At 37.6% G+C, this 24,286-nt stretch carries 17 protein-coding genes and 3 pseudogenes; all 20 read right to left on the bottom strand.

The annotated features are described in order from the left end of the window. Positions 1-203 precede the first annotated feature (203 nt). Positions 204-1,607, bottom strand: a pseudogene (locus tag AC3WOM_RS01275) (PolC-type DNA polymerase III); the annotation flags it as partial. A 108-nt stretch (positions 1,608-1,715) separates the two neighbouring features. After that, positions 1,716-3,516: pseudogene (ltrA, locus tag AC3WOM_RS01270) on the bottom strand (group II intron reverse transcriptase/maturase). 724 nt (positions 3,517-4,240) lie between these two features. Then, positions 4,241-7,168 (bottom strand): annotated as a pseudogene (locus AC3WOM_RS01265) (PolC-type DNA polymerase III); the annotation flags it as partial. A 529-nt stretch (positions 7,169-7,697) separates the two neighbouring features. After that, positions 7,698-9,404: a proline--tRNA ligase gene (locus tag AC3WOM_RS01260; RefSeq protein WP_492444484.1), complete on the bottom strand. Its 1,707-nt coding sequence runs from the start codon at positions 9,402-9,404 to the stop codon at positions 7,698-7,700. Positions 9,405-9,775: 371 nt separating this feature from the next. Next, a complete protein-coding gene (gene rseP, locus AC3WOM_RS01255) occupies positions 9,776-11,035 on the bottom strand; it encodes an RIP metalloprotease RseP (protein ID WP_492444482.1) in 1,260 nt (419 codons plus the stop codon). A 46-nt stretch (positions 11,036-11,081) separates the two neighbouring features. Beyond that, positions 11,082-12,227: a 1-deoxy-D-xylulose-5-phosphate reductoisomerase gene (gene dxr / locus AC3WOM_RS01250; RefSeq protein WP_492444480.1), complete on the bottom strand. Its 1,146-nt coding sequence runs from the start codon at positions 12,225-12,227 to the stop codon at positions 11,082-11,084. 64 nt (positions 12,228-12,291) lie between these two features. Next, positions 12,292-13,092 (bottom strand): phosphatidate cytidylyltransferase, encoded by an 801-nt coding sequence (locus tag AC3WOM_RS01245; RefSeq protein ID WP_427540392.1) that lies wholly within the window; start codon positions 13,090-13,092, stop codon positions 12,292-12,294. Further along, positions 13,089-13,883 carry an undecaprenyl pyrophosphate synthase gene (uppS, locus tag AC3WOM_RS01240; protein WP_492444477.1) on the bottom strand — a complete coding sequence of 265 codons (795 nt, stop codon included), beginning with the start codon at positions 13,881-13,883 and terminating at the stop codon, positions 13,089-13,091. The genes AC3WOM_RS01245 and uppS overlap by 4 nt, the downstream gene beginning before the upstream one ends. Positions 13,884-14,277: 394 nt before the next feature. Beyond that, complete coding sequence (gene frr, locus AC3WOM_RS01235; protein WP_427540398.1) at positions 14,278-14,835, bottom strand: ribosome recycling factor; 558 nt, start codon at positions 14,833-14,835, stop codon at positions 14,278-14,280. Then, complete coding sequence (gene pyrH, locus AC3WOM_RS01230; protein WP_427540400.1) at positions 14,835-15,560, bottom strand: UMP kinase; 726 nt, start codon at positions 15,558-15,560, stop codon at positions 14,835-14,837. Before pyrH ends, frr begins: the two co-directional genes overlap by 1 nt. 424 nt (positions 15,561-15,984) lie before the next feature. Further along, the gene (gene tsf / locus AC3WOM_RS01225; RefSeq protein ID WP_427540402.1) at positions 15,985-16,872 is read right to left on the bottom strand and encodes a translation elongation factor Ts; all 888 of its coding nucleotides are present in this window, start codon (positions 16,870-16,872) and stop codon (positions 15,985-15,987) included. Positions 16,873-16,973: 101 nt separating this feature from the next. Beyond that, positions 16,974-17,693, bottom strand: coding sequence for a 30S ribosomal protein S2 (rpsB, locus tag AC3WOM_RS01220; RefSeq protein ID WP_427540405.1), 720 nt, complete (start codon positions 17,691-17,693; stop codon positions 16,974-16,976). A 157-nt stretch (positions 17,694-17,850) separates the two neighbouring features. After that, the gene (locus AC3WOM_RS01215; RefSeq protein WP_492444474.1) at positions 17,851-18,423 is read right to left on the bottom strand and encodes a hypothetical protein; all 573 of its coding nucleotides are present in this window, start codon (positions 18,421-18,423) and stop codon (positions 17,851-17,853) included. A 9-nt stretch (positions 18,424-18,432) separates the two neighbouring features. Next, positions 18,433-18,738: an RNA polymerase subunit sigma gene (locus tag AC3WOM_RS01210; protein WP_427540411.1), complete on the bottom strand. Its 306-nt coding sequence runs from the start codon at positions 18,736-18,738 to the stop codon at positions 18,433-18,435. Positions 18,739-18,775: 37 nt separating this feature from the next. Next, a complete protein-coding gene (locus AC3WOM_RS01205; protein ID WP_427540414.1) occupies positions 18,776-19,546 on the bottom strand; it encodes a FliA/WhiG family RNA polymerase sigma factor in 771 nt (256 codons plus the stop codon). A gap of 340 nt (positions 19,547-19,886) precedes the next feature. Further along, on the bottom strand, positions 19,887-20,258 hold the full coding sequence (locus AC3WOM_RS01200) for a hypothetical protein (protein ID WP_492444471.1): 372 nt from the start codon (positions 20,256-20,258) through the stop codon (positions 19,887-19,889). Next, a complete protein-coding gene (locus AC3WOM_RS01195; protein ID WP_427540419.1) occupies positions 20,258-20,764 on the bottom strand; it encodes a chemotaxis protein CheD in 507 nt (168 codons plus the stop codon). The genes AC3WOM_RS01200 and AC3WOM_RS01195 overlap by 1 nt, the downstream gene beginning before the upstream one ends. Further along, the gene (locus AC3WOM_RS01190; RefSeq protein WP_492444469.1) at positions 20,765-21,397 is read right to left on the bottom strand and encodes a chemotaxis protein CheC; all 633 of its coding nucleotides are present in this window, start codon (positions 21,395-21,397) and stop codon (positions 20,765-20,767) included. 9 nt (positions 21,398-21,406) lie between these two features. Next, positions 21,407-21,853 (bottom strand): chemotaxis protein CheW, encoded by a 447-nt coding sequence (locus tag AC3WOM_RS01185; RefSeq protein ID WP_427540425.1) that lies wholly within the window; start codon positions 21,851-21,853, stop codon positions 21,407-21,409. 31 nt (positions 21,854-21,884) lie between these two features. Continuing rightward, a complete protein-coding gene (locus AC3WOM_RS01180; protein ID WP_427540428.1) occupies positions 21,885-24,284 on the bottom strand; it encodes a chemotaxis protein CheW in 2,400 nt (799 codons plus the stop codon). Positions 24,285-24,286 lie beyond the last annotated feature (2 nt).

Below are 24,286 nucleotides of genomic sequence, written 5' to 3'. Positions count from 1 at the left end.
CATAAGAATAGCACAGTTTACAACACAATGCAAATTTCCTTATTCTAGACATCCCTAACATATCGCCATAGATGTGTCTGGAATTCGAAAATGTCCATTAGTTTGCCAAAAAAATCAATTTCGTCTTGGCGTAATTGTAACTGTCGCTTTGCTTTGGCTACAAAAAACATTTGCTGAGTGAAGATAAATAACATGCGTAATAATTAGAATAGTGATAGCTGATTAGCGTCTGGCATGCCTTCTAAACAGCCCAGTTGATCCATATATTCAATTAAAGTTTTAGATACACGACCTCGCTGCTGTAAATCTTCCTTCGATAAAAACTCACCTTCCTCACGTGCTGCCACAATTGTTTTCGCAACGTTCGTACCGAGTCCAGGGATCGCATCGAATGGTGGGATTAATGTGTTACCATCTATCACAAATTCACTAGCCTTTGAACGGTACAGGTCAACCTTTTGGAAGCTCATACCACGCTCACACATTTCAAGAGCAAGCTCCATTACCGTTAATAAGTTTTTCTCTTTAGTAGAAGCATCTAAGCCTTTCATATTGATTTCATCAATTTTAGCACGGATCATTTGTGAACCCTGTACCATCGATATTAAATCAAAATCATCGGCACGAACTGTGAAATAAGCTGCATAATAAAGGATTGGGAAGTGTACCTTAAACCAAGCGATACGTACAGCCATTAACACATAAGCTGCTGCATGGGCCTTCGGGAACATGTATTTTATTTTTTTACATGATTCGATATACCAGCCTGGTACTTTATTTGCAAGCATCTCTGCTTCAAACTCCTCAGATAATCCTTTACCTTTACGTACAGACTCCATAATTTTAAAGGCCAATGACGGTTCTAGTCCTTGGTAAATTAAATACACCATGATATCGTCACGACAGCCAATTACCTCTTTCAGTACACATGTACCGTTTTGTATTAATTCCTGAGCATTTCCTAGCCATACGTCCGTTCCATGAGAAAGTCCTGAAATTTGCACAAGCTCTGAGAAAGTCGATGGCTTTGTATCTTCAAGCATTTGGCGTACAAATCGAGTACCAAACTCTGGTATTCCTAATGTTCCTGTTTTACAGCCGATTTGTTTTTCTGTTACACCTAAAGTTTCAGGGGAACTAAAAATTTTCATAACGACTGGATCATCTGTTGGAATCGTTTTCGGATCTATACCTGATAAATCCTGCAACATCCGAATCACAGTTGGATCATCGTGCCCAAGAATATCCAGCTTTAAAATATTGTCATGAATGGAATGGAAATCAAAATGAGTTGTTCGCCATTCAGCATCCTGTGCATCCGCAGGGTATTGTACTGGGGAGAAGTCGAAAATATCCATATAATCTGGTACTACGATAATCCCCCCAGGATGTTGTCCTGTTGTTCGTTTAACACCTGTACAGCCCTGAACTAAGCGATCTACTTCTGCCCCACGAAAATGCAGGTTATTATCACTTGCGTATCCCTTTACATAACCATACGCTGTTTTCTCAGCAACTGTACCGATTGTTCCAGCACGATATACATAATCTTCACCGAATAGAACTTTCGTATAGTTATGGGCATTTGGTTGATATTCGCCAGAAAAATATGACGATAGGTAAACCTTTGACGTTATCTCTAGTTTTTCCCCCGTCCCACACCGTACATGAGGCTTTCACACTCATACGGCGTTCCATCGTTAGTTTTGTTGAATTTAAAGGCTTAGTTTTGGATTTCCTACTTCCGTTCTTAGCCTGTTTAATTTATTTATTGCTTTTACTTCGAATTTACTTATTATCTTTTGATATTCTTTATTTGTTAGTGGGTCTGAATGATGGATAAGCATATGATATTGCTTGTTGATAATAATTAAATTATCATACCCATCTGTGCCGCCATGAGCTGTTGGTTTTCTATGGTGGCAAATGGCTTGATGGGGTGTTAATCTCTCACCTGTAATACCACAACAACCTTTTTGTGCTACATATTTACTAAGGCGGTTATTTTCATACAAAACACTTTTCGATTTATATATTCCTCTACGAAACATTTCAATCTCTCTAACAGACACTTGTTTTAAATCTTTATGAATTGCTAGCCTATCTTTTGCGTTATAAATCGTAAATTCAGGTTTGCGTTGTCCTCGTATATCATGTCGAACTGCTTCAATAGGATATACCAGTAATCCATTGCTTTTGAAACGTGGATAATTGTAATCCCCATAAAACTTATCAATCACTCCATTTGTTTCTTTTGTTTTCACAAATATGTTCCTGTACATGAGTGACTTAATATTCGGATGAACATTATGCCTTATTTCATTAAAGTCCTGCGATATTCTAGTTGCAATCTTATAGTAGTTTTGCAATCCTAAAATATTCGCATTGAAGTTCATCACTTTTTTAGGGGTAGGGCTTTTTCTTAACTTTATTAGTTGATGCTTAATAACACCTTGTACCTTTTCTTTTGCCTTTGGGTCCATTTTTGAATTTACAATGTATCCCGTTTTCGCATTGCCTTTCTGCACCGCTCTAAACCGAATCCCTAAAAAGTCTGTACCGTTTTTCCGCAAGTTTGTGATTTTACTCTTTTCTTCACTAATCTCTAATCCCAATCGTTCTTTTAACCATTTTTCGACAGCTATTTTTATCTTTCTGGCGTTTTCATAGGAATTTGTGAAAATTTTAAAATCATCTGCATACCGAACTAGGTACATCGGTTTTAGCTTTGTTTTCTTTAGAGCATCGGTTTTGTTGCGTTTTAGCTTGTAAGGTACTTTGGTAGGTTTTGTTTCCCATTGATTCGAAATCCACCAGTCTAACTCATTTAATACTACATTGGCGAGTAGAGGAGATAAAATGCCTCCTTGTGGTGTTCCTTTTGACGGTACTCCTTCACCTGTAATTTCAGCTTTCAGCATCTTCGTTATAATAGCTAATACTTTTTTATCCCTAATGCCAATCGTCCATAATTGCCTCATAAGTTTTTTATGATTCATATTATCGAAGAAACCTTTTATATCGATATCAATTACAAAGTGTTGATGGCTGTGATTTACCATATGATAACACCTTGCCAATGCATCATGTGTGCTGCGTTTAGGTCTGAATCCGTAACTTTGTGGGTTGAATTTTGCCTCCGTAATTGGTTCTAATACTTGTAAAAACATTTGTTGTATCAGTCTATCCTCAATTGTCGGAATACCTATAGGTCTCATCTTCCCATTTGGTTTCGGGATAAATAATCGCCTAACAGCATGTGGTGCATAATCTTCAAGCCTTCTTCGGACAAGTTTGACTAGTTTATCAGCATTCATTTTATTCAAGTGTTTAATTGTGTGTCCATTAGCACCTTTCGTTTTGCTACCTGTATTGCTCTTCAAGTTTCGAAAGGCAAGTAAAATGTTTTCTTCGGAAATAATCAATTGATAAAGGTTTTTCATAAAGATTATCAAAAGCTGTTTGTAATTCAAAATATTCGTTATTTCTTAACTTTTGTATCATTAAGTCAGCCAATTAATCACCTCGTACTCGAAGCTTTCATTCTCTTTAGTCATACTAGAATCTGACTTGTGTAGGTTTATCTTCAACACTAACGACTTGTGCCCTTCCCTCTGAAATGTTTTCTCCTCCGACCTATTTGTTATTCAGTCATCAATGGCATTTCTTCAACGGTAATACGGCACTACTGCCACTCCGTTTAAGTAAGTTATAGCTAGTTCACATAGCCTTTCCTTACACCGTTGTCATCAGAATGCAACTTCCTCTTACGTTCGGAGCTTCACACGTTCCACTATTTCTATCTGTGCATCTTTCCTTAGGTTCCCCCTAAATTCCGCTAGGCTTGCATGTGCCTGTAACACAAGATGGATTTTCATAACCAAACGCTTACTCATCCACAGCTAGAAGTCCTATTTGGACCCCGCAGCATTTCTACTACGTGACATTCACGAAAAGTCAGTCGAGGGTTCGTCCCAGTGATTCTACTGATTCTAACCATAGAAAGTTTATAGACACCAGACCTATCATTCACAAGATTGCTCTCTTTCCACAGCCATACTGTTTGGGTGAACTTCAGCCTACTTTAACGAGCTTCATACAAGTTTCAGTTTCGCAGTCATCCACTTGCATGTCGTAGCTTCAGCGAGTGTGTTTCAAGACGTTACCCTATCATTCCACACTTCGAAATAGCAGTTCTACCAAATATGGTGGTTAACCTTTTCAGTTAACAACGTGTCGCACTCAAATCGATATCAGGCACCTTATCTCCTTTAAAACCAAGGAATGTTTCGAATGGAATATCCTGCCCGTCTTTTTTATAAGGTGTACCACATTCCGTACAATCTTTATTAGGTAAATCAAAGCCTGAGCTAACAGATCCATCATCAAAAAACTCGGAATGCTTACAATTTGGGCAAATGTAGTGAGGCGGTAGTGGATTTACCTCCGTAATCTCCATAAAGGTTGCTACTAACGAAGATCCAACAGAACCACGGGAACCAACTAAATAGCCATCAGCTAATGATTTTTTCACTAGCTTCGCAGAGATTAAATAAATTACACCGAAGCCATGACCTAAAATCGATTTTAGTTCCTTCTCGATACGTGCCTTCACGATTTCAGGTAAGTCATCACCATAAATGCGATGGGCCATTTCATAAGTTAAATTTGTTACCTCATCATCCGAGCCTTCAATTTTAGGTGTATATAAATCGTCTTTAATAGGCTTCACATCACCAATCATATTTGCAACTTTTTGAGAGTTAGTAACAACCACCTCTTTTGCAAAATCTGGTCCTAAAAAATCAAATTCTTTGAGCATTTCATCCGTTGTTCTAAAATGAACCTCAGGTAGCTTTGATTTATTTAAAATGTTGGCTCCACCTTGTGAACCAATTAATATTTGTCTGAACATTCCATCTGTTGGATCTAAATAATGAACATTTCCGGTTGCCACAACTGGTTTATCCAGCTTCTTCCCAAGTTTTACAAGTTTTCGAATAATATCTTCAAGTGTCCATTCATCACGAACGACATTACGCTCAATTAATGGTGCATACACTGCCTTAGGCTGAACTTCAATATAATCATAGAACCTTGCAACTTTTTCAGCTTCCTCTGGTGATTTATTCATCATCGTCTCAAATACTTCACCATTACTACAGCCAGATCCGATCAATAAACCTTCTCTATATTGCTCTAAGACCGCTCGTGTAACACGAGGCACACGATAAAACGTTTTTGTATGTGAGTGAGTGACGATTTTAAATAAATTTTTAAGCCCAGCATTATCTACTGCCAAAATTGTGCAGTGCATCGGTCTTCCTTTTTTATAAGCATCTCCACCACCAATATGCTTATTAAAGTCATCGTGGTATTTAATATTTAATTCATCTGCATCTTTTAACAGTTGTAAAAGTAAGTAACCTGTTGCTTCTGTATCATAAATAGCTCGGTGATGTTGAGTTAATTCAATATTGAATTTTTTACAAAGTGTATTTAAACGGTGATTTTTCATCGTCGGGTAGAGTAATCTGGCAAGCTCCAGTGTATCAATGACTGGATGAATGGTGCCCTCAAGCTCATATTTTTTATAGCCTGTATATAAAAAGCCAATATCAAATGATGCATTATGAGCTACAACAATGCCATCTCCAATAAATGCATGGAACTCCTTGATGACTTGCTCCACTTCTGGCGCATTTCGCACCATATCGTCTGTAATACCCGTTAGTTCAATGGTGGTCGCTGATAACGGATGGTGTGGATTGGCAAAGCTTTCGTATTTATCAATCACATTTCCATCTTTAATTTTAACTGCAGCAAGCTCAATGATTGTATCGTAAGCTGTGGAAAGACCTGTTGTTTCCACGTCAAATACAACATAGGTAGCATCAGCTAATAATTGATGCTCAGGGGCATAAGCAATTGGTACGCCATCATCAACTAAATTTGCTTCCATGCCATAGATTACTTTGATGCCATGTTTTTTTCCTGCTGCATAAGCATCTGGGAAGGATTGTACTACTGCATGGTCAGTAATAGCGACAGCTGGATGCCCCCATTTTGCGGCCTGAGCCACAAGACGATCAACTGGGGTAACAGCGTCCATTTGACTCATTGGTGTATGCAAGTGTAATTCAACACGTTTTTCACCCTCTGGTGCCTTATCCTGTCTTGTTTCTTTTTTGATTTCATTAATATCATTGGCCATCACGATTAAGTCACGAATAAATGTATCTGTTTGAACAGATCCTCGGACTTTTATCCACATACCCTTTTTCAAATATTGCATCAGCTCGGCATCATCATTATCGCGTGAGAACATTTTGACAATGATAGAATCCGTATAGTCGGTCATTTTGATTTGTAATAATGAGCGACCACTTTTCAGTTCCTTAATTTCTGTATCAAAGACAAAACCTTCAATAATAACTCGACGTTCTTCCTCAACAATTCGTTTAATTTCCATTATCTCATCGTCTTTAATATGCATTCCCAGCTGGAATGGGCGATCACCAAGGTTCGCAATTGCTGGATTGTCTTTCTTCTCCTGCTCACGTTTTTGGTAATCTTGTATCGCTTGCTGGGCTAAAGCAGCTTCTTCCAAGCGCTTTTGTTCCATAAAAGCTTCCTGTGCTGCAATCATTTCTTCTGTTTCATCCTGTAACACAAAGTCTATAACCATCGATGGAAAACCAAATTGACTATAGCTTATGGAAAGCTTTTCTGCATACTTTGTTTTTAGCATCATAAATTCCATTTCTTGCATGCAGGATAAAGTAATCTTTTGACCATTCCACGTTGGCATTTGAGATGCCAGACAATTTTTAAGGGTTGGCGCCATTTCATCTATTTGTTCAACTACAGTTAACCAATAAGCCTGAATAAGCTCTTCTGTCACATCTTTCTCTATCGTTTCAAATGTTGTATGAATCTGTGCAATAGCAGAAAATTTCTCCGTTAAATGTGTACGAAAAAGCTGATATAACGGAAACGGAAGTATTTCTCGTAATTTAATGGTGAAATGCCATAGTCTGTTTTTTTTGTGAACGGTTAAACGTGATAATTCACCTTCTTCAAAAAAGGACATATACACATCTTCTGTTAACTCTAGTTGCTGCAAGAGCATTCGAAACCTCGTTCTTGCCTCTTGTTGCTGTTCCAATTTAGTGACACCTGCTTTCTACAATCTAAATTGAAGAAAAAAATTCGCACCCTCTCTACGGGCGATTTACAAGCAACAACAGATACTTTTTGGCATCTGAAATTGCTTGATTGGTTCATTGTCCCGCAGAAGTGTCGCGAATTCTTTACTACTATCTTATCAAAAATCAATTATGCCTCGGCATAATTGCGTCCGGAATCGGCTTTGTGCTTAGGCCTGCATGATGCAGGTCAGTTAACCGTTATCGCATGGATGCGATGATTTTAGGCTAACATCTTTTATGAACTCCTTTTTGATTCCGTGGCATCCGCCGGAGGCTTTGGGCCAACATGATGTTGGTCACTCAGTCGTTGCCACAGGACGTGGCGTTCTTAGACTGAGTTCCGCTATTTCAGCGGGTGTTTGGACACCCTCTGAAAAGTAGCTTAAATTCGCATTCATCTCACCACTTATAGAGGTGGGAGACTTCTGCTGAAAGAAGTTAAAGGGTAGCCTCTATTGGAAGCAATTTCACCTTTGTTAAAGGAAATTAGTTTTTACGGAAAAATTCATTTAAGCGATCAATAACCTCTTCTTTTTTCCATTCAAATGTCTCACCTGTTTGACGGAACTTGACTTCAACAACACCTTCAGTTGCTTTTTTACCAACTGTTACACGAACAGGTAAACCAATCAAATCTGCATCAGCAAATTTAACTCCAGCGCGCTCGGCACGATCATCCAAAAGCACATCATAGCGGTACGACTTTAATAAGCCATAAAGCTCATCCGCTAGGGCTACCTGTGTTTCATCCTTTGTATTTACAGGTACAACATGAATGTCATATGGCGCTAATTGCGTTGGCCAAATGAAACCATTTTCATCTTGGAATTGCTCAGCCACAGCAGCTAAAATACGTGAAACACCAATACCATAGCAGCCCATAATAAATGGCTGTGCCTTCCCTTGCTCATCTAAGAAAGTACCATTCATTTTTGCAGAATAAGTAGTCCCTAATTTGAAAATATGACCAACCTCTATGCCTTCTGCAAATTTTATGATACCTTGTCCATCTGGTGATGGATCACCCTCTTGAATAAAGCGAATATCTAAATAATCATTAACAGCAAAATCACGCTCTGGATTTACATTGATTAAGTGGAATCCATCCACATTTGCACCAGCTACTCCATTACGTATAGATTTTATTGCATTGTCCGCTACTACCTTAACATCTACTGGTAATTTTACTGGTCCAATAGATCCAACTCCACAGCCTAATAGGTCTTGAATAGCTGCTTCACTAGCAAGTTCAACTGACCCAGCATCAAGGGCATTTTTTAGTTTAATATCGTTAATTTCATGGTCGCCTCGTGCAAGTACAACGACTAATTCACCATCAACATCAAATACTAAAGATTTAATTACATTGGAGGACTCAATATTTAAGAAAGCAGATACATCCTCAATTGTTTTTTGATCTGGTGTTGCTACTTTTTCAAGGTCTTTTAATGCCTCATCTGATGCTTGATAGTCTACTACTACTTCTGCCATTTCAATGTTCGCAGCATAATCAGACGTGTTTGAGTATGCGATTGTATCTTCTCCAATTGCAGAAAGCACCATGAATTCATGTGTGCCTTTCCCTCCGATGGAACCAGCATCCGCAATAACTGCACGATAATTTAAGCCTAGACGAGAAAAAATATTAGAATATGCTCGATACATATCATCATATGTTTCATCTAAGCTTTCACGTGATGCATGGAATGAATAAGCATCTTTCATAATAAACTCTCTACCTCGTAATAATCCAAAGCGAGGACGTTTTTCATCACGGAACTTTGTTTGAATTTGGTATAGTGTTAATGGTAATTTTTTATAAGATTTAATTTCATCACGTACAAGAGTTGTAATGACCTCTTCATGTGTAGGCCCTAATGCAAAGTCACGATCATGACGATCTTTCAAACGCATTAATTCTGGACCATATTTCTCCCAGCGGCCAGATTCCTGCCATAGCTCCGCAGATTGTAATGCAGGCATTAACAGTTCAATAGAGTTAATAGCTTCCATTTCTTCGCGAATAATATTTTCAATTTTTGATAACACACGTTTTGCAAGCGGTAAATACGAGTATACCCCACTTGTATTTTGACGAATAAACCCTGCACGTAGTAATTGCTTATGCGATTTTACATCTGCATCAGCAGGTACTTCACGTAGCGTTGGGATAAATGTTTTACTTTGCTTCATTCAGTGTTCCACCTTTTTTCATCAATTTCGCTTTGGCGTAATTGCGTCTGGATTTTGAATTGTGCATGCATAATTCATTCCTTTGAAAATCCGTGACATCCGCCGGAGGTTTTATCTTCATTCAGCATGTGTTTGGACACCTACTGAAAAGGAACCAAAACTGCATTCATCTCACCACCTGTAATGGTGGAAGTCTTCTGCTGAATGAAGATAAATAAGTTTATACTCTAATTAGCATAAACAAATTTAGCTTTGAACGCAATGTTTCAAATAAATTGCGCTCAAAGCTATGTTTTCCATCCATGTTAGCCTTGACGTAATAATCACGCATAGGCTTCCTCTAACTATGATGTAATGTTAACCTTTCTTCGCTAAAAGAAGAATCGTTGAATATCATTCCATGTGACAACTACCATTAAAATCATTAATAGTACGATACCAACAAAATGGACCATACCTTCTTTTTGACGATCAATTGGCTTACCTCTTACTGCCTCAAAGCCGAAGAATAAAAGGCGGCCACCATCAAGAGCAGGAAGTGGTAATAAATTCATGATGCCTAGATTAATACTTAACATGGCTGCAAAATTCATTAAAGCATAAATTCCCCATGCTGCAACAGTCTCTGTCGTTTTATAAATCCCTACAGGCCCTGATAATGCGTCAATTGTAAATTTACCAGTAATAAGCATTCCCAGTAATTCAAAAATACGCACTGTCATATGATATGTTTCTTGAGCACCATAGACAACTGCTTTTAAAGGGTTGTGGACTCTTGGGCTTGTCACTCCAATTTGACCATATGTCCCACCGTTTTCTTCTTTCACTTCTTTCACTGTCATTGTGAGATTTTCCGTTGCTCCATCTCGCTCAACTGTTACATTAATCGTCTCACCAGGTCGATTTTGTACAATCGAAACTAAGTCCTGCCACGTCTCAACAGCTTGTCCATCTATTGATTTCACCCGGTCTCCTGCAAGCATACCTGCCTGTGCAGCGGGATTGTTATCTACAACTTCTGTAATAATTGGCTCATTTGTAGGTACACCATTTAATAACCCAATCACTAAATAAATGAAAAATGCTAATATAAAGTTAAACAATGGTCCCGCAAAGATTGTCATTGCACGTTGTCCCACTGTCTTAGCATTAAATTGACGGTCATATGGTGCGATTAACGTTTCTTTTCCATTTTCAACCAGAATGCAATCCCTTGTCACACTATAACGCACTAAATTCTCTTCTTCATCATAGCCTTCAATAAATAAATCTTTTTCTAAATCAGCTCGTTCAACTTCTAAAAATAATAAGTCTGGTAACTGCTTGTTATTTTGATTGAAAATAATTTTTTGGACACGATTATCTTCATCAACAATAAGCCCTACACGGTATCCAGGTAGCAATTCCGTACCATCCATGTCATCACCAGCCATACGAACGTAACCACCAATTGGTAAAAGTCGTACCGTATAGATTGTTTCACCATGTGTTTTTCCATAAATTTTTGGACCCATACCGATTGCAAATTCACGAACCATAATTCCTGCGCGTTTCGCAAACAGGAAGTGACCAAGTTCATGGAAGAATACGAGCAGGCCAAATATTAATATAAATGCAATGGCTGTTTGCATAATACCCCACCTTTAAAAGTGAATAGTTAACGTAATCTTGCTTTTGTTATTTTACCATGTCTAACACTGTTTTTCTTGTTTCACCGTCTACCTGCAAAATTGTCTGTAAATCTGGCACTAAAATGTTGTTATGTGCCTGCATCACACGTTCGATTGTTTCATCAATTTCAAGGAATGTTATTTTCCCTTGTAAAAATGCCGCAACTGCCGCCTCATTTGCTGCGTTCATCGCTGTTAAAATAGTACCCCCAGTACGCCCAGCCTCATAGGCAAGACGCAATGCTGGATAACGTTCGAAATCCATTTCTTGAAAATGCAGCTGACCAATCTGTGCTAAATTGAGCCGTTGTCCATTATGCAAAGGCATACGATCTGGATAACTTAAGGCATACTGGATAGGTACACGCATATCTGGAGTACCGAGCTGCGCAATGACACTAGTATCATGATACTCAACTAGAGAGTGAATAATACTTTCTCTATGTAAAAGTACATCAATTTTATCATAAGGCATATCAAAAAGGACATGTGCTTCTATGACTTCTAGTCCTTTATTCATCATTGTAGCTGAATCAATGGTAATCTTCGCACCCATTGACCAGTTTGGGTGATTGAGTGCATCTGCAACGGTTACATGCTTTAATTCATCACGTGATTTATCACGGAAGCTGCCACCAGAGGCAGTAATAATTAAACGTTCGATATTTTTTGGATTTTCACCATTCATTGACTGAAAGATTGCAGAATGCTCACTATCAACTGGTAAAATTGCAACATTATATTTCTTAGCCTCTGCCATCACTAAATGACCAGCCGTTACAAGTGTTTCTTTATTGGCAATGGCAACTGTTTTCCCCATTCGAATTGCAGCTAATGTTGACTCTAGACCGACACTACCAAGAACAGCATTAACAAGAACTGTAGAATCTGGATGTGTAGCCACCTCAACAAGTCCTTTTTCTCCAAATGAAAATTGGATGTGAGGATACTCTTTAGCCAGTGTCAATGCATCCTCTTCTCGCTGAACAGACACCAACTCTGGCTTCAAAGCTTCAATCATTTCACGCGTTTTCTCGATATTCTTCCCAGAAGAAAATGCGACTAGCTGAAAGGCATTATGTTGTTCCTTTAAAATATCATAGGTTTGCCAGCCAATAGACCCCGTTGCACCAAGTAAACTAATTTTTTTCACGACAAATTGTCCCCTTTTTCTCTCTAACAAATGAAATACTACGTTCACATTAATCTAGATGGCTTTAATTTCCTAAAAAATGCAAAAAGTGTAATAATGGCACAACAAATAATAGACTATCAAAGCGATCTAAAATTCCGCCATGTCCAGGTAATATTGTTCCTGAATCCTTTACATCAAAATGACGTTTTATGGCGGACTCCACTAAATCACCCATCTGCCCGATGATTGATGCAAAAATTGTGATGAAAATAAGTGAGATATAGCCATTTGCAAATGGGTAAATTGCCTGCATCCCTACAGCGAAGATTACCGCAATCACAATACCGCCTATAAATCCTTCTATCGTTTTGTTTGGTGAAATTTCTGGCCATAGCTTATTTTTACCTAGCTTTCTTCCAACAAAATACGCTCCTGAGTCCGTCGTCCAAACAATTAGTAAACAGTAGACAACATATACTAGTCCTTCATTTCTTGTTTCAACTAAATAATGGAAGCCTAAGCCTACATAAAACGCACCTAATAATATAAAACCAACTTCATCAAATGTTATTTTATTTTTGACAAGAACCACATAAATTAGCAAAAGCATAACGATGCCATACACAACCATCAAATTAGAAGAATAGCCAATTGCTTCTACTACCTTACCCGACCAATCCTTCGGTATAACAAGTAATAGTAAAATGAGTAACCCTAAAATACCGGGCACTGAAAAAAGTGAAATACCTTTCATTTTTAGTATTTCATAAAAGCCGACAACAGCCATTGCAAGCACAAGTAGTGTAAATGGTACATTTCCATAAATAACAAATGGAATAAAAAGCGCAGCTGCAATTATTGCTGTGATGATTCGTTGTTTCAAGTTGTTTCTTCTCCCTTCAACCCACCGTAACGGCGATTACGTTTCTGATAGTTTTCCACCGCTTCCAGTAAGGTCTCCTCGCTAAAATCTGGCCACAATGTATCTGTAAACCAAAATTCTGTGTAGGCGAGCTGCCATAGCATAAAGTTACTTAATCGTACTTCGCCACTTGTACGAATTAATAAATCTGGCTCTGGTAAATGAGCTGTCATTAAATGAGATGTTAAACATTCTTCTGTTATATCTTGTAGCGTTAATTGACCATCTTGCACTTTTTGAAGCATCGTTTTCATTGCATTGACCATTTCAGAACGACTTCCATAATTCAAGGCAAAATTTAAAATTAACCCTGTGTTATGCTTCGTCTCTTCCATCGCTTCAAACAAGGCTTTCTGTGTATGTGCGGGCAATAAAGCAGGATCTCCAATCATTTCCACACGTACATTACGTTCCATCATTTCTGGTAAAAAGGAGCCTAAAAATTCAACAGGTAGACGCATAAGAAAATCTACTTCTGTTTTTGGCCGCTTCCAGTTTTCTGTTGAGAACGCATACACCGTTAAAACCTTTATTCCAAGATCTGACGCAAATCTAGTGATTTTTCGTACCGTCTTCATACCTTCATGGTGCCCGGCAACACGAGGCATCGCGCGTTTTTTTGCCCAACGTCCATTTCCGTCCATAATAATCGCAACATGGGCAGGAATTGGCTCGCTTTTAGCAAGGGCAACACGTTCCCCCAATGATAGTGTATCCATATTTATTTGTTTACCTAATAGCTTTTTAAACATGCTAACTCCCCCACTACAACTAATCGGACGTATACTAACCTATCATAACAAACAAAAGCACGTTTTGTCTTTTTTTTCCCTCTAAATTGACTATGTATGAACCAGCTTCATTTAGAACTACTTACAAGTAAGGTTTTTAAGGGGTGTTTCCCTTTATCTCATGCAATCCTCATCTATGTTTTAGTTTCACGTAAAGAACAGTTCTTCTTAATCCAAAAAAGAAAGCAAAAATAGTTGAAAGGTATTTCTCTAAGACAATTAAAAGCTTGAATGTATGAGATTTGACTAAATCTGATACATTAAGATCTAATTGTAAAGAGAAAAGACGTCCTGATATATATAGGACGCCTTCATCTCCTTAAAAAGTTCCATCTTAGATATGTAAAGCGTCTGCTTACACCTCTAGAATTTCTTTTTCTTTTTCTTTCGTTACTTGATCTACTTTTACAATGAATTCATCTGTTAATTTTTGAATATCTTCACCGTAGCCACGTAGATCATCCTCTGTGATTTCGCCAGCTTTTTCAAGTTTTTTCAGATCGTCATTAGCATCACGACGAACGTTACGTACAGCGATTTTTGCATCCTCTGCTTCTTTTTTCACTTGCTTCACAAGATCTTTACGACGCTCTTCTGTTAAAGCAGGAATCATTAAACGAATGACAGAGCCGTCATTTGTTGGTGTAATACCAATATCTGATTTCATAATCGCTTTTTCGATTTCACCTAAGATTGTCTTATCGTAAGGCGTAATAACTAATAAACGCGCTTCTGGTACCGCAACACCTGCAAGCTGATTAATCGGTGTTGGTGCACCATAGTAATCAACCGTAATGCGATCTAATAGTGATGCGTTAGCACGCCCTGCACGGATTGATGATAATTCACGACTGAAAGCAGCGATTGTTTTGTTCATTTTTTCTTTAGCTTGTTCCAATACTTGTTTAGCCATTATGCATTCCTCCTAACAACTGTTCCAATTTTCTCGCCTAGTACGGCACGTTTAATATTACCTTGTTCTGTAATTGAGAAGACAATTAACGGAATATCGTTATCCATACATAAAGTAGAAGCTGTTGAATCCATTACTTGTAAACCTTGTTGAATAACATCTAAGTATGTGAGTGTATCGTATTTAATGGCATTTGTATCTATTTTAGGATCTGCTGAATAAACACCATCTACATTATTTTTAGCCATTAAAATCGCATCTGCATCGATTTCCGCTGCACGTAATGCAGCAGTTGTATCAGTAGAGAAGAACGGATTACCTGTCCCTGCAGCAAAAATAACCACACGTTTTTTCTCTAGATGACGAACTGCTTTACGACGAATATATGGTTCTGCTACTTGTGTCATCACAATAGAAGATTGGACACGTGTTTCAATGCCTAATTTTTCAAGTGCATCTTGTAATGCTAGAGAGTTCATAACCGTTGCAAGCATACCCATATAATCTGCTGCCGCACGATCCATCCCCATTTCACTACCGATTTTTCCACGCCATATATTACCGCCACCTACAACAACAGCAACTTCTACATCAAGATCTACTACTTCTTTTACTTCCTCTGCAACAGCCTTGATTATTTTTGGTGATAAACCGAAGCCAGCTTCTCCCGCTAACGCTTCACCACTTAATTTTATAACTACTCGTTTATATTGTGGCACACTCATTGTAAACCTCCGTCAGACTTTATTTAAAACATCTCTATTCCCTTTTCCATTATAGTACAAATAACAATAATTGCTAGTTATGAATAAGGCAGAATAGAAAATTATGTGGCTCATTACACCATAAAGTTGATTGATTTCCGTTCCGGCTAGGCGCTTTCCTGGGGGCGTCCGATGAGCCGCTTCGCTTCGCTCCAGGGTCTCATCTGTGACGCTGATCCCCAAGGAGTCGCCAAGCCTCCACTACAATCAACTTATATAAATAGCTTACATTTTTAACAAATATCAGCCACAACTTTTGCTAATGAGTCTATTATATCTCTTTTTCGCTAATTTCGGAAAAATAGGGAACACGCTATGTTGTGTTCCCCATTCTTTTGTCTAGAAAATCTAGATATTATTTGGTTAGGATCAAACGCAAGCTAAATTAGTTACCTTTAACTTGGCTCATTACTTCTTCAGCAAAGTTATCTTCACGTTTTTCGATACCTTCACCTACTGCATAGCGTACGAAACCATTTACTGAACCACCAGTTGATGCAACGAAGTCACGCACTTTTTGGTCAGAGTTTTTAACGAATGTTTGGTCAAGTAAACAAACATCCTCGAAATATTTACCAAGGCGACCTTCCACCATTTTAGCAACGATGTTTTCTGGTTTACCTTCGTTAAGTGCTTGTTCAGTTAATACTTTACGCTCACGTTCAACTTCTTCAGCAGAAACCTCATCGCGAGAAACATAAGTTGGGTTGATTGCCGCGATATGCATAGCAACATCTTTTGCAGCAGCAGCATTTGTAGAACCTTCTAAAGTTACTAATACACCGATACGACCACCCATGTGTAAGTAAGAACCAAATGCATCCGCATCTGATTTAGTTTTCACTTCGAAACGACGAAGGTTGATTTTTTCACCAATTGTTGCAACTGCTGTTGAAATTTGGTCAACAATTTTAACACCTTCAGCATTTGAAAGCTCTAATGCATCCTCAACAGATGCAGGTTTAGCAGCAAGTAATTGCTCTGCTAAAGATGTAACTAAAAATTGGAATTTATCATTTTTAGCAACGAAGTCAGTTTCAGCATTTACTTCAAGAATAATTGCTTCGTTACCATTTTCTAAAATGTAAGTTGTACCTTCTGCAGCGATACGGTCAGCTTTTTTAGCAGCTGAAGATAGACCTTTTTCACGTAGGAAGTCGATTGCAGCTTCTAAATCGCCATCTGTTTGTACTAACGCTTTTTTACAATCCATCATACCAGCGCCAGTTTTTTCGCGTAATTCTTTTACTAATTGTGCAGTAATGTTTGCCATTTAGTGTTTCCTCCTCAAATTGGTTGGACAAATTTTAGTGATAGGTTCTAAAAAAGGTGATAAGGGTTCTGAGCCACTTATCACCTTTTTGTAAACGTGAATTACTCAGCAGCAGCTTCTACAGCTGGAGCTTCTTCTTCACCTTGTTTTGACTCGATTAAAGCGTCAGCCATTTTAGCAGTTAAAAGTTTAACAGCACGAATAGCATCATCGTTAGCAGGGATTACGTAGTCGATTTCATCTGGATCGCAGTTTGTATCAACAATACCTACTAGAGGGATGTTTAATTTACGAGCTTCAGCAACCGCAATACGTTCTTTACGTGGGTCAACCACGAACATTACGTCTGGAAGGTCGTGCATATCACGGATACCGCCTAAGAATTTGATTAGACGTTCGTGTTCTTTTTTAAGTTGGATTACTTCTTTTTTAGGTAGAACTTCGAAAGTTCCTACTTCTTCCATTTTTTCGATTTCTTTCATACGCGCAACACGTTTTTGAATTGTACCGAAGTTTGTAAGAGTACCACCTAACCAACGTTGGTTGATGTAGTAGTTGCCTGAACGTTCAGCTTCATCTTTGATCGCTTCTTGTGCTTGTTTTTTCGTACCAACGAAAAGAACTTTACCACCGTCTTGACCAACTTGACGCATGAAGTCATAAGCTTCCTCTAATTTTTTAACAGTTTTTTGTAAGTCGATGATATAGATCCCGTTTCGTTCAACGAAGATATATTTCTTCATTTTTGGGTTCCAACGACGAGTTTGGTGACCGAAATGTACACCAGCTTCAAGTAATTGTTTCATAGAAATTACTGACATGTGAATTTCCTCCTAGTATGTTTGGTTTTTATCCTCCGCATTTATCGCTTGCAACAAGCTACCCTAATCTTAGAGCACCACTTACTACATCAAAATGCGTGTGTAGTAACAACACCATTTGCAACTATATCATAGCTTTACCCTATTCGCAACTGTTTTAGCCATGAAATTTCAATAAAAGCTCGATTTCTGTCTTGCCTTTTTGGAGTTGTTTCGCAATTTCCTCTGATGTTTTTCCTTGTTTCGCTAATTCAATGGCTTGTTGCTCTATTGTTAATACCTTTGGTTGTTCCTTTTCTGCCTCATTCGTCATACTAGCAGATTGTACTGCTTTTGAAACAGTTTGTTGCTGACGTGAATAAGCACTCGCTACAATGTTTTTAGGTATATATTTTCGTGAGTCAGTCGCTAAAGTAGCAGATTCTTGTTCTTTTTTCGTTTTTTCAGTAAGCGGTTCTTGCTCCTTCTGAATAACAATTTTTTCAGTTTGCTGCAAAGCATTTACTTTCACTTCTGATTTTGAAACGCTTTGCAATTCTTGTATTAAACGATTATTTTCATCTTCCATATCTGCTAAATAGACACTAATTGTATCATCCATTTCGCGCATTAAACGTTCCTGTTTCTTTTCTAAATCTTTAAATTTAGCTAATTTCGTATTTAAAATAATAAGGAAGTAAAATGAAAGCAACTGTAAGAAAAATAGAATCGTAATTAGTATGGTTGTCATAGTAAACTCCTATCCACTAAAATCTACAAAATTCCCTTTAAACGGATGTCGTGCCTGTTTTTCTTGCTTGTCACTCTTTTTCTTTTTTTTGCGAGTTCCCTTAATGTACTCGCCACCCGCTTCTTCGTCTTCACTAATCTCATCCATACCTTCTGAAGTATTTACAATTTTTTGCTTGCGATCGATTTCTTTTTTCAGTGCTTCATTTGCATGTGCTTGTTGAGCCAAAGTTTGCTGCTGTGCCTGATCTGCCATTTTCCCTGCCTCAAACGTTTTTGGAATAGCAATTTGTAATTCTACACCCTTTAAACTCATTGGAATTCCTCCCTTAATGTTATGTATCTAATCATCATTAAGCATTAATCATCTCACTAGATAATAACTTTCGCAGCTTTAATAGCGCCTTTGAGTGAATTTGTGAAATACGTGAAGTTGATAATTCAAGCATTTCACCGATTTCTGTTAAGGTCAATTCCTCTGTATAAAATAAGCTAAGCACCAATTGTTCCTTTTCATTCAATTTTTGAATATTCTCCGCTAAATCACCCAATAATTCTGATTTGATAATAACCTGTTCAGGCGTTTTTGTTGTATCATCCCTAATAACAAATGACTTTCCATCCGTTTCTTCCTGATCTTGTTGCTCGTTAATGGAAAGGACATTTGAAAAGAAATGCTCCTGTACAGTTTGATAGACTTCCTCCACTGGTAATTCCAAATTTTCAGCAAGCTCCTCTGGTGTTACATGACGCATATATTTTTGTTCTAACCGTTCAATTTGAACATCTAATTTCTTAGCTTTTTCACGAGCAGAACGAGGCAACCAATCTTCCTTACGTAAACCATCTATAATTGCTCCTCTTACTCTAAAAGAAGCGTATGTATCAAATTTCAAATCTCTCTTAATATCAAATTTATTTAATGCATCAAATAGACCTACCATGCCTAAGCTTGTTAGATCGTCTCTAGATACATTTTTTGGTAAGCTCGCGCCAATACGTTGTACATGATAAGAAACTAGTGAAATATATTTTTTAATCAGCAAATCCCCAGCATCTGGATCACGGTCATGTATCCAACGGTTCCACAGCTTTTGTTCATCGTTTAGATTTGGTTGTGTCATGAAATCCACCTCTCTTAAGAAAACGCATTTATCATTCAATAGGTGTTTGGACACCCACTGAATGAAGATAAAGTGATTACCATTCTTTCCTACATTATAGCAAGAATCGACCATAATTTCATTTGTTTCTCCTACTCTCTTACATATTGTTTAAATTTATGAGTGTGTATAATTTAGTTCATTGCTAAGTATTTAACTTAGTTTCTATAACTTGTGCATTTATGAAAAAATGTTTATTGAGAAGTTAATAACAAGAAATGAGGTCCTAATTTTCATTGCTTGATGCTATTCAATGCATTCACTATAACAAAAAAAGAGCCGCAACTCGCGACCCCTTATTTTATGCATTTACTTGCTGATGCTCTTCACGACTCATCATCGTTCGTACAACTTGAGCAATTTCTTCTGAGCTTTCATCCTGAAATTCAACAGTTGAACTAGCAGAAGATGCTTCTTGATTGCCTTCTTGAAGTTCGTCGGATGCGTTTTCTTCCAACTCACCTTCACCAATTGCTTCTTTATCCTCTGGTGTATATAAAATATAGGCAATTATAAAGCGAACTATATACATTACGAAAAACACAATTATGGCTACTACAAATGATCCTATAAGAATACGTAGTGGCGTAAGAGGTTTTTGAAATGTACTAAAAAAATAAATTGAAAAGGCAATTAGCGCTCCCCATAGGTTGTAAAAAATAGAACCAAACATTATATTTCGCTCACTCCTTGGTTAACTGTTCGAATATGTAATGTTGACGTTGCGGGATTAAATTCAATTGTTCTGCCACTATTACCACCAGTGTCTTCAGCAACTAATGGGATGCCATGAAGTTTCAACTCACGTTTTACAGCCTCTACATTACGTGGACCAATGCGCATCGAGTCTTTATCTGAAGTAAATTGGAACATTTGCGCACCACCTGCAATTTTTGCCTTTAACTTGAATTTTTGTACGCCTTCTATTTTTAATAAGTCAATCATAGCCGAAATACCTGTATCAGCAAATTTGGCTACGTTTATTGACTCCTGTCTACCTAAACTTGAATCTGGCAACATCACATGTATTAAACCAGCAATTTTTTTTGACTCATCATATAAAATAACACCTACACAAGATCCAAGACCTGATGTTCTGATGGTGTTTGGTAATTTTACCACATCCATTTGTGCAATCCCAACTTTAATAACTAGCCCGCTACTACTATTCAGCATCATCTATGAAACTCCCAATGCCTTAAAAATAGCATCAAATGAATCTGGATCGGGCAATAAGAAAAAGTGGCCCCTTACTGTTTCGTGATCCTCTACACCGTCTTCAAAAATGGATGTGTTTATGACGATAACATTATCGCTTACATGTGATAATTCAATTAAGCCAATACTGATAATAGCACCAAACATATCAACGCTTAGTCCTGGTACAGTTGGATAAATTTTCAAATTTGTAAAGTCAGATAACGCGGATAAATAGGAACCCGATAAAATATTCCCCATTTCCTGCATAGCTGATAATCCTAACTCTGAAACTGGTCGTTTTTTAAAGTCAAATGTTTCATCATAAATAAGACGACGGATAAAACGATTCGCTTGTTCGATTGGCAAGATAAAGAACATACTGCCTTCAGCATCACCTTCGATGCGTAGAAAGATGCCAACTACAACATTTTCAGATCCACCAGCAAGCTCCATCATGTCATTAAACGACACCATTTCTACCTTTGGTACTCGCATGTCAATTTTTTTTCCGAGTAAATTGGAAAGTGCTGTCGCAGCATGCGCAGCACCAATATTCCCAATTTCCTTTAATACATCTAAATGTAGTGATGTAATCTTTTGATTAAATGTCATTATCGATCCCTACTTTAGTGGATTTAGTACTTTCTCTAAATGCAATAAAATTAATAATCGTTTATCAATTTTAGCAACTCCTGAAATAAACTCTTCTTCAAGCGAGCCGACTACTTCTGGCTGTGGCTCGATTGAATTAGCAGGGATGTCTAATACATCATTTGCAGAGTCTACGACGAAGCCTACTTCCATATCTTCTAATGAAATAATAATAATACGTGTTGTTTCTTCGTGCTCAGAAATTGGTAAATCAAATCTTTCTCGTAAATCAACAATAGGTGTTACGACACCACGAAGGTTTATGACACCTTTCACATATTTCGCCGTTTTTGGTACACGTGTAATATGCATTAATTTTTCAATCCCTTGAACATGTGACACTGGGATTGCATATTCTTTATCGGCTAATTGAAAGACTATTACTTTAATACTTTCTTGTTCCACTGCATTTGTCATGATTTACACCTCTCTTATTCATTCACCTTACTTATTTTATAAGTGCGTTACAGTCCACAATTAAGGCTACTTTTCCGTTACCTAAAATAGTTGCACCTGAAATAGCAAAGATATTTGTTAAGTAATTGCCTAATGACTTCAGTACAATCTCTTGTTGGCCAATGAATGAATCCACAACTAAACCAGCAAGTTTCTCACCTTTTCGAACGATGACTACTGAATGGAATTCATCATCCTGCTGCTCTTTACGAGGCACTTCGAAGATTTCTTCTAAGAACACAAGCGGGACAACTTTACCACGGAAGTCAATTACTTTTTGATTATGTGCATTCATAATCTCTGATGAACGGATAATAGAAGTTTCAATTATTGATGAAAGTGGAATAGCATAAATCTCTTTTTCAATTTCTACTAACATAACAGAAATAATCGATAATGTTAGAGGTAATTGAATTGAGAAAATTGATCCTACATCTTGTGTGGATTCAATTGAAATATTTCCACCTAAAGATTCAATTGTTGTTTTCACAACGTCTAATCCAACGCCTCGCCCAGATACATCTGAAATGACATCAGCTGTAGAGAACCCAGATGCTAAAATTAACTCGTTAATTTGCTTATCTGACATTGAATAGGATTGCTCTTGTGTCACAACACCTTTTGATATTGCTTTTGCTAATACTTTATCACGGTTAATCCCTGCGCCATCATCCTCAATTTCGATAAAGACATAGTTACCACTATGATATGCACGTAGTACAACTGTTCCTTCTTCTGGCTTGCCTTTAGCACGACGCGCAGTAGGATTTTCAATACCATGGTCAACAGAATTTCGGATTAAATGAACAAGTGGATCCCCAATTTCATCGATAACTGTACGATCTAGCTCTGTTTCAGCACCAATAATTTCGAGGTTAATTTTCTTGTTTAAATCACGAGATAACTGACGAATCATTTTCGGGAAGCGATTGAATACTGTTTCAACCGGAACCATACGCATCGTTAAAATAATAGTTTGTAAGTCACCCATGACGCGGCTCATACGTTCCACTGTTTCATTTAACTCTCCATGGTTAACTTCAGTTGCAATAGACTGTAGTCGTCCTCGATCGATAACAAGTTCTTCAAATAAGTTCATTAATATATCAAGTCGCTCGATATTTACACGAATTGTTTTATTACCAACAGGCGCATGATTTTTTTCAGCCTTAGCAGGCGCCGCTGCTTTTGCAGGTGTAGGTTTTGCAGTATTTGTTTTTGGTGCAGTAGCAGGTTGAGCCTCAACTTCTACCGTTGCTGTTGCCACTACTTCTTGAATTGCTTGTTCTTTTGCGCTATGTTGCTTTAGTTCGATCATTGCGACAATCACTTCTTCGACTTCAGAAACTTTCATAATCTTTTTCCGCATATCTTCAGCAGATTCTTTTGTTACGAAAGCTACGTAAAATTGTTGGTCGAACTGTTCGTCTTCAAGCTTATCTACAGATGGAGTTGATTTAATGACATCCCCATCTTTTTCTAATATTTCAAACACCATAAATACACGTGCTGCTTTCAAAAGACAGTCCTCACGTAATTTCACTGAAATTTCGAATGCATTGAAACCTTGTTCAGCAGATTGTGAAATAACGGTTTGTTCAAAGCCGTCATACTCTAACACACTTGCTACATCAGTAGTTGGTGTCTCAATAGTTGCGACAATCACTTCTTCAACTTCTGAAACGCTCATAATCTTTTTCTGCATATCTTCAGCAGATTCTTTCGTTACGAAAGCTACGTAAAATTGTTGGTCGAACTGTCCGTCTTCAAGCTTTTCTACTGATGGATTTGCTTTAATAACTTCCCCATCTTTTTCTAAAATCTCGAACACCATAAATACTCGTGCTGCTTTTAAAAGACAGTCCTCACGTAATTTGACTGAAATTTCGAATGCATTAAAACCTTGTTCAGTAGATTGAGCAATAACTGTTTGTTCAAAGCTGTCATACTCTAACACACTTGCTACAGCTGTAGCTGGTGTCTCAGTAGTTACTACTTCAGGAATCGCTTCCTCACCTAATTCAATACGCTTTAATTGAGCAACGGTTGAAGATACATCTCGCTTTCCATCTCCACCATTTGCAATGTCCATCACCATTTCTTCTAAATGATCTACAGACTCAAAGACAACATCTAGAATTTCTGGCGACACATGAATTTTCTCGTTTCGGATTGCATCTAATACGTTCTCCATTTTATGCGTTAAATCTGCTAAATCCTCGAAGCCCATCGTTGCAGACATACCTTTTAATGTATGTGCCGAACGGAAAATTTCCCCAACAATCGCCAAATCTTCCGGATTTTTTTCTAATTCTAATAAATGTTCACTACATGCTTGTAAATGTTCTTTACTTTCTTCGATAAACATCTCTAAATATTGATTTACTTCCATAA

This window comes from Lysinibacillus sp. FW301-JW8 (assembly GCF_058788755.1).
Note: the sequence above shows the minus strand (reverse complement) of the source record. Positions and strands in the feature narration are given on the sequence as shown.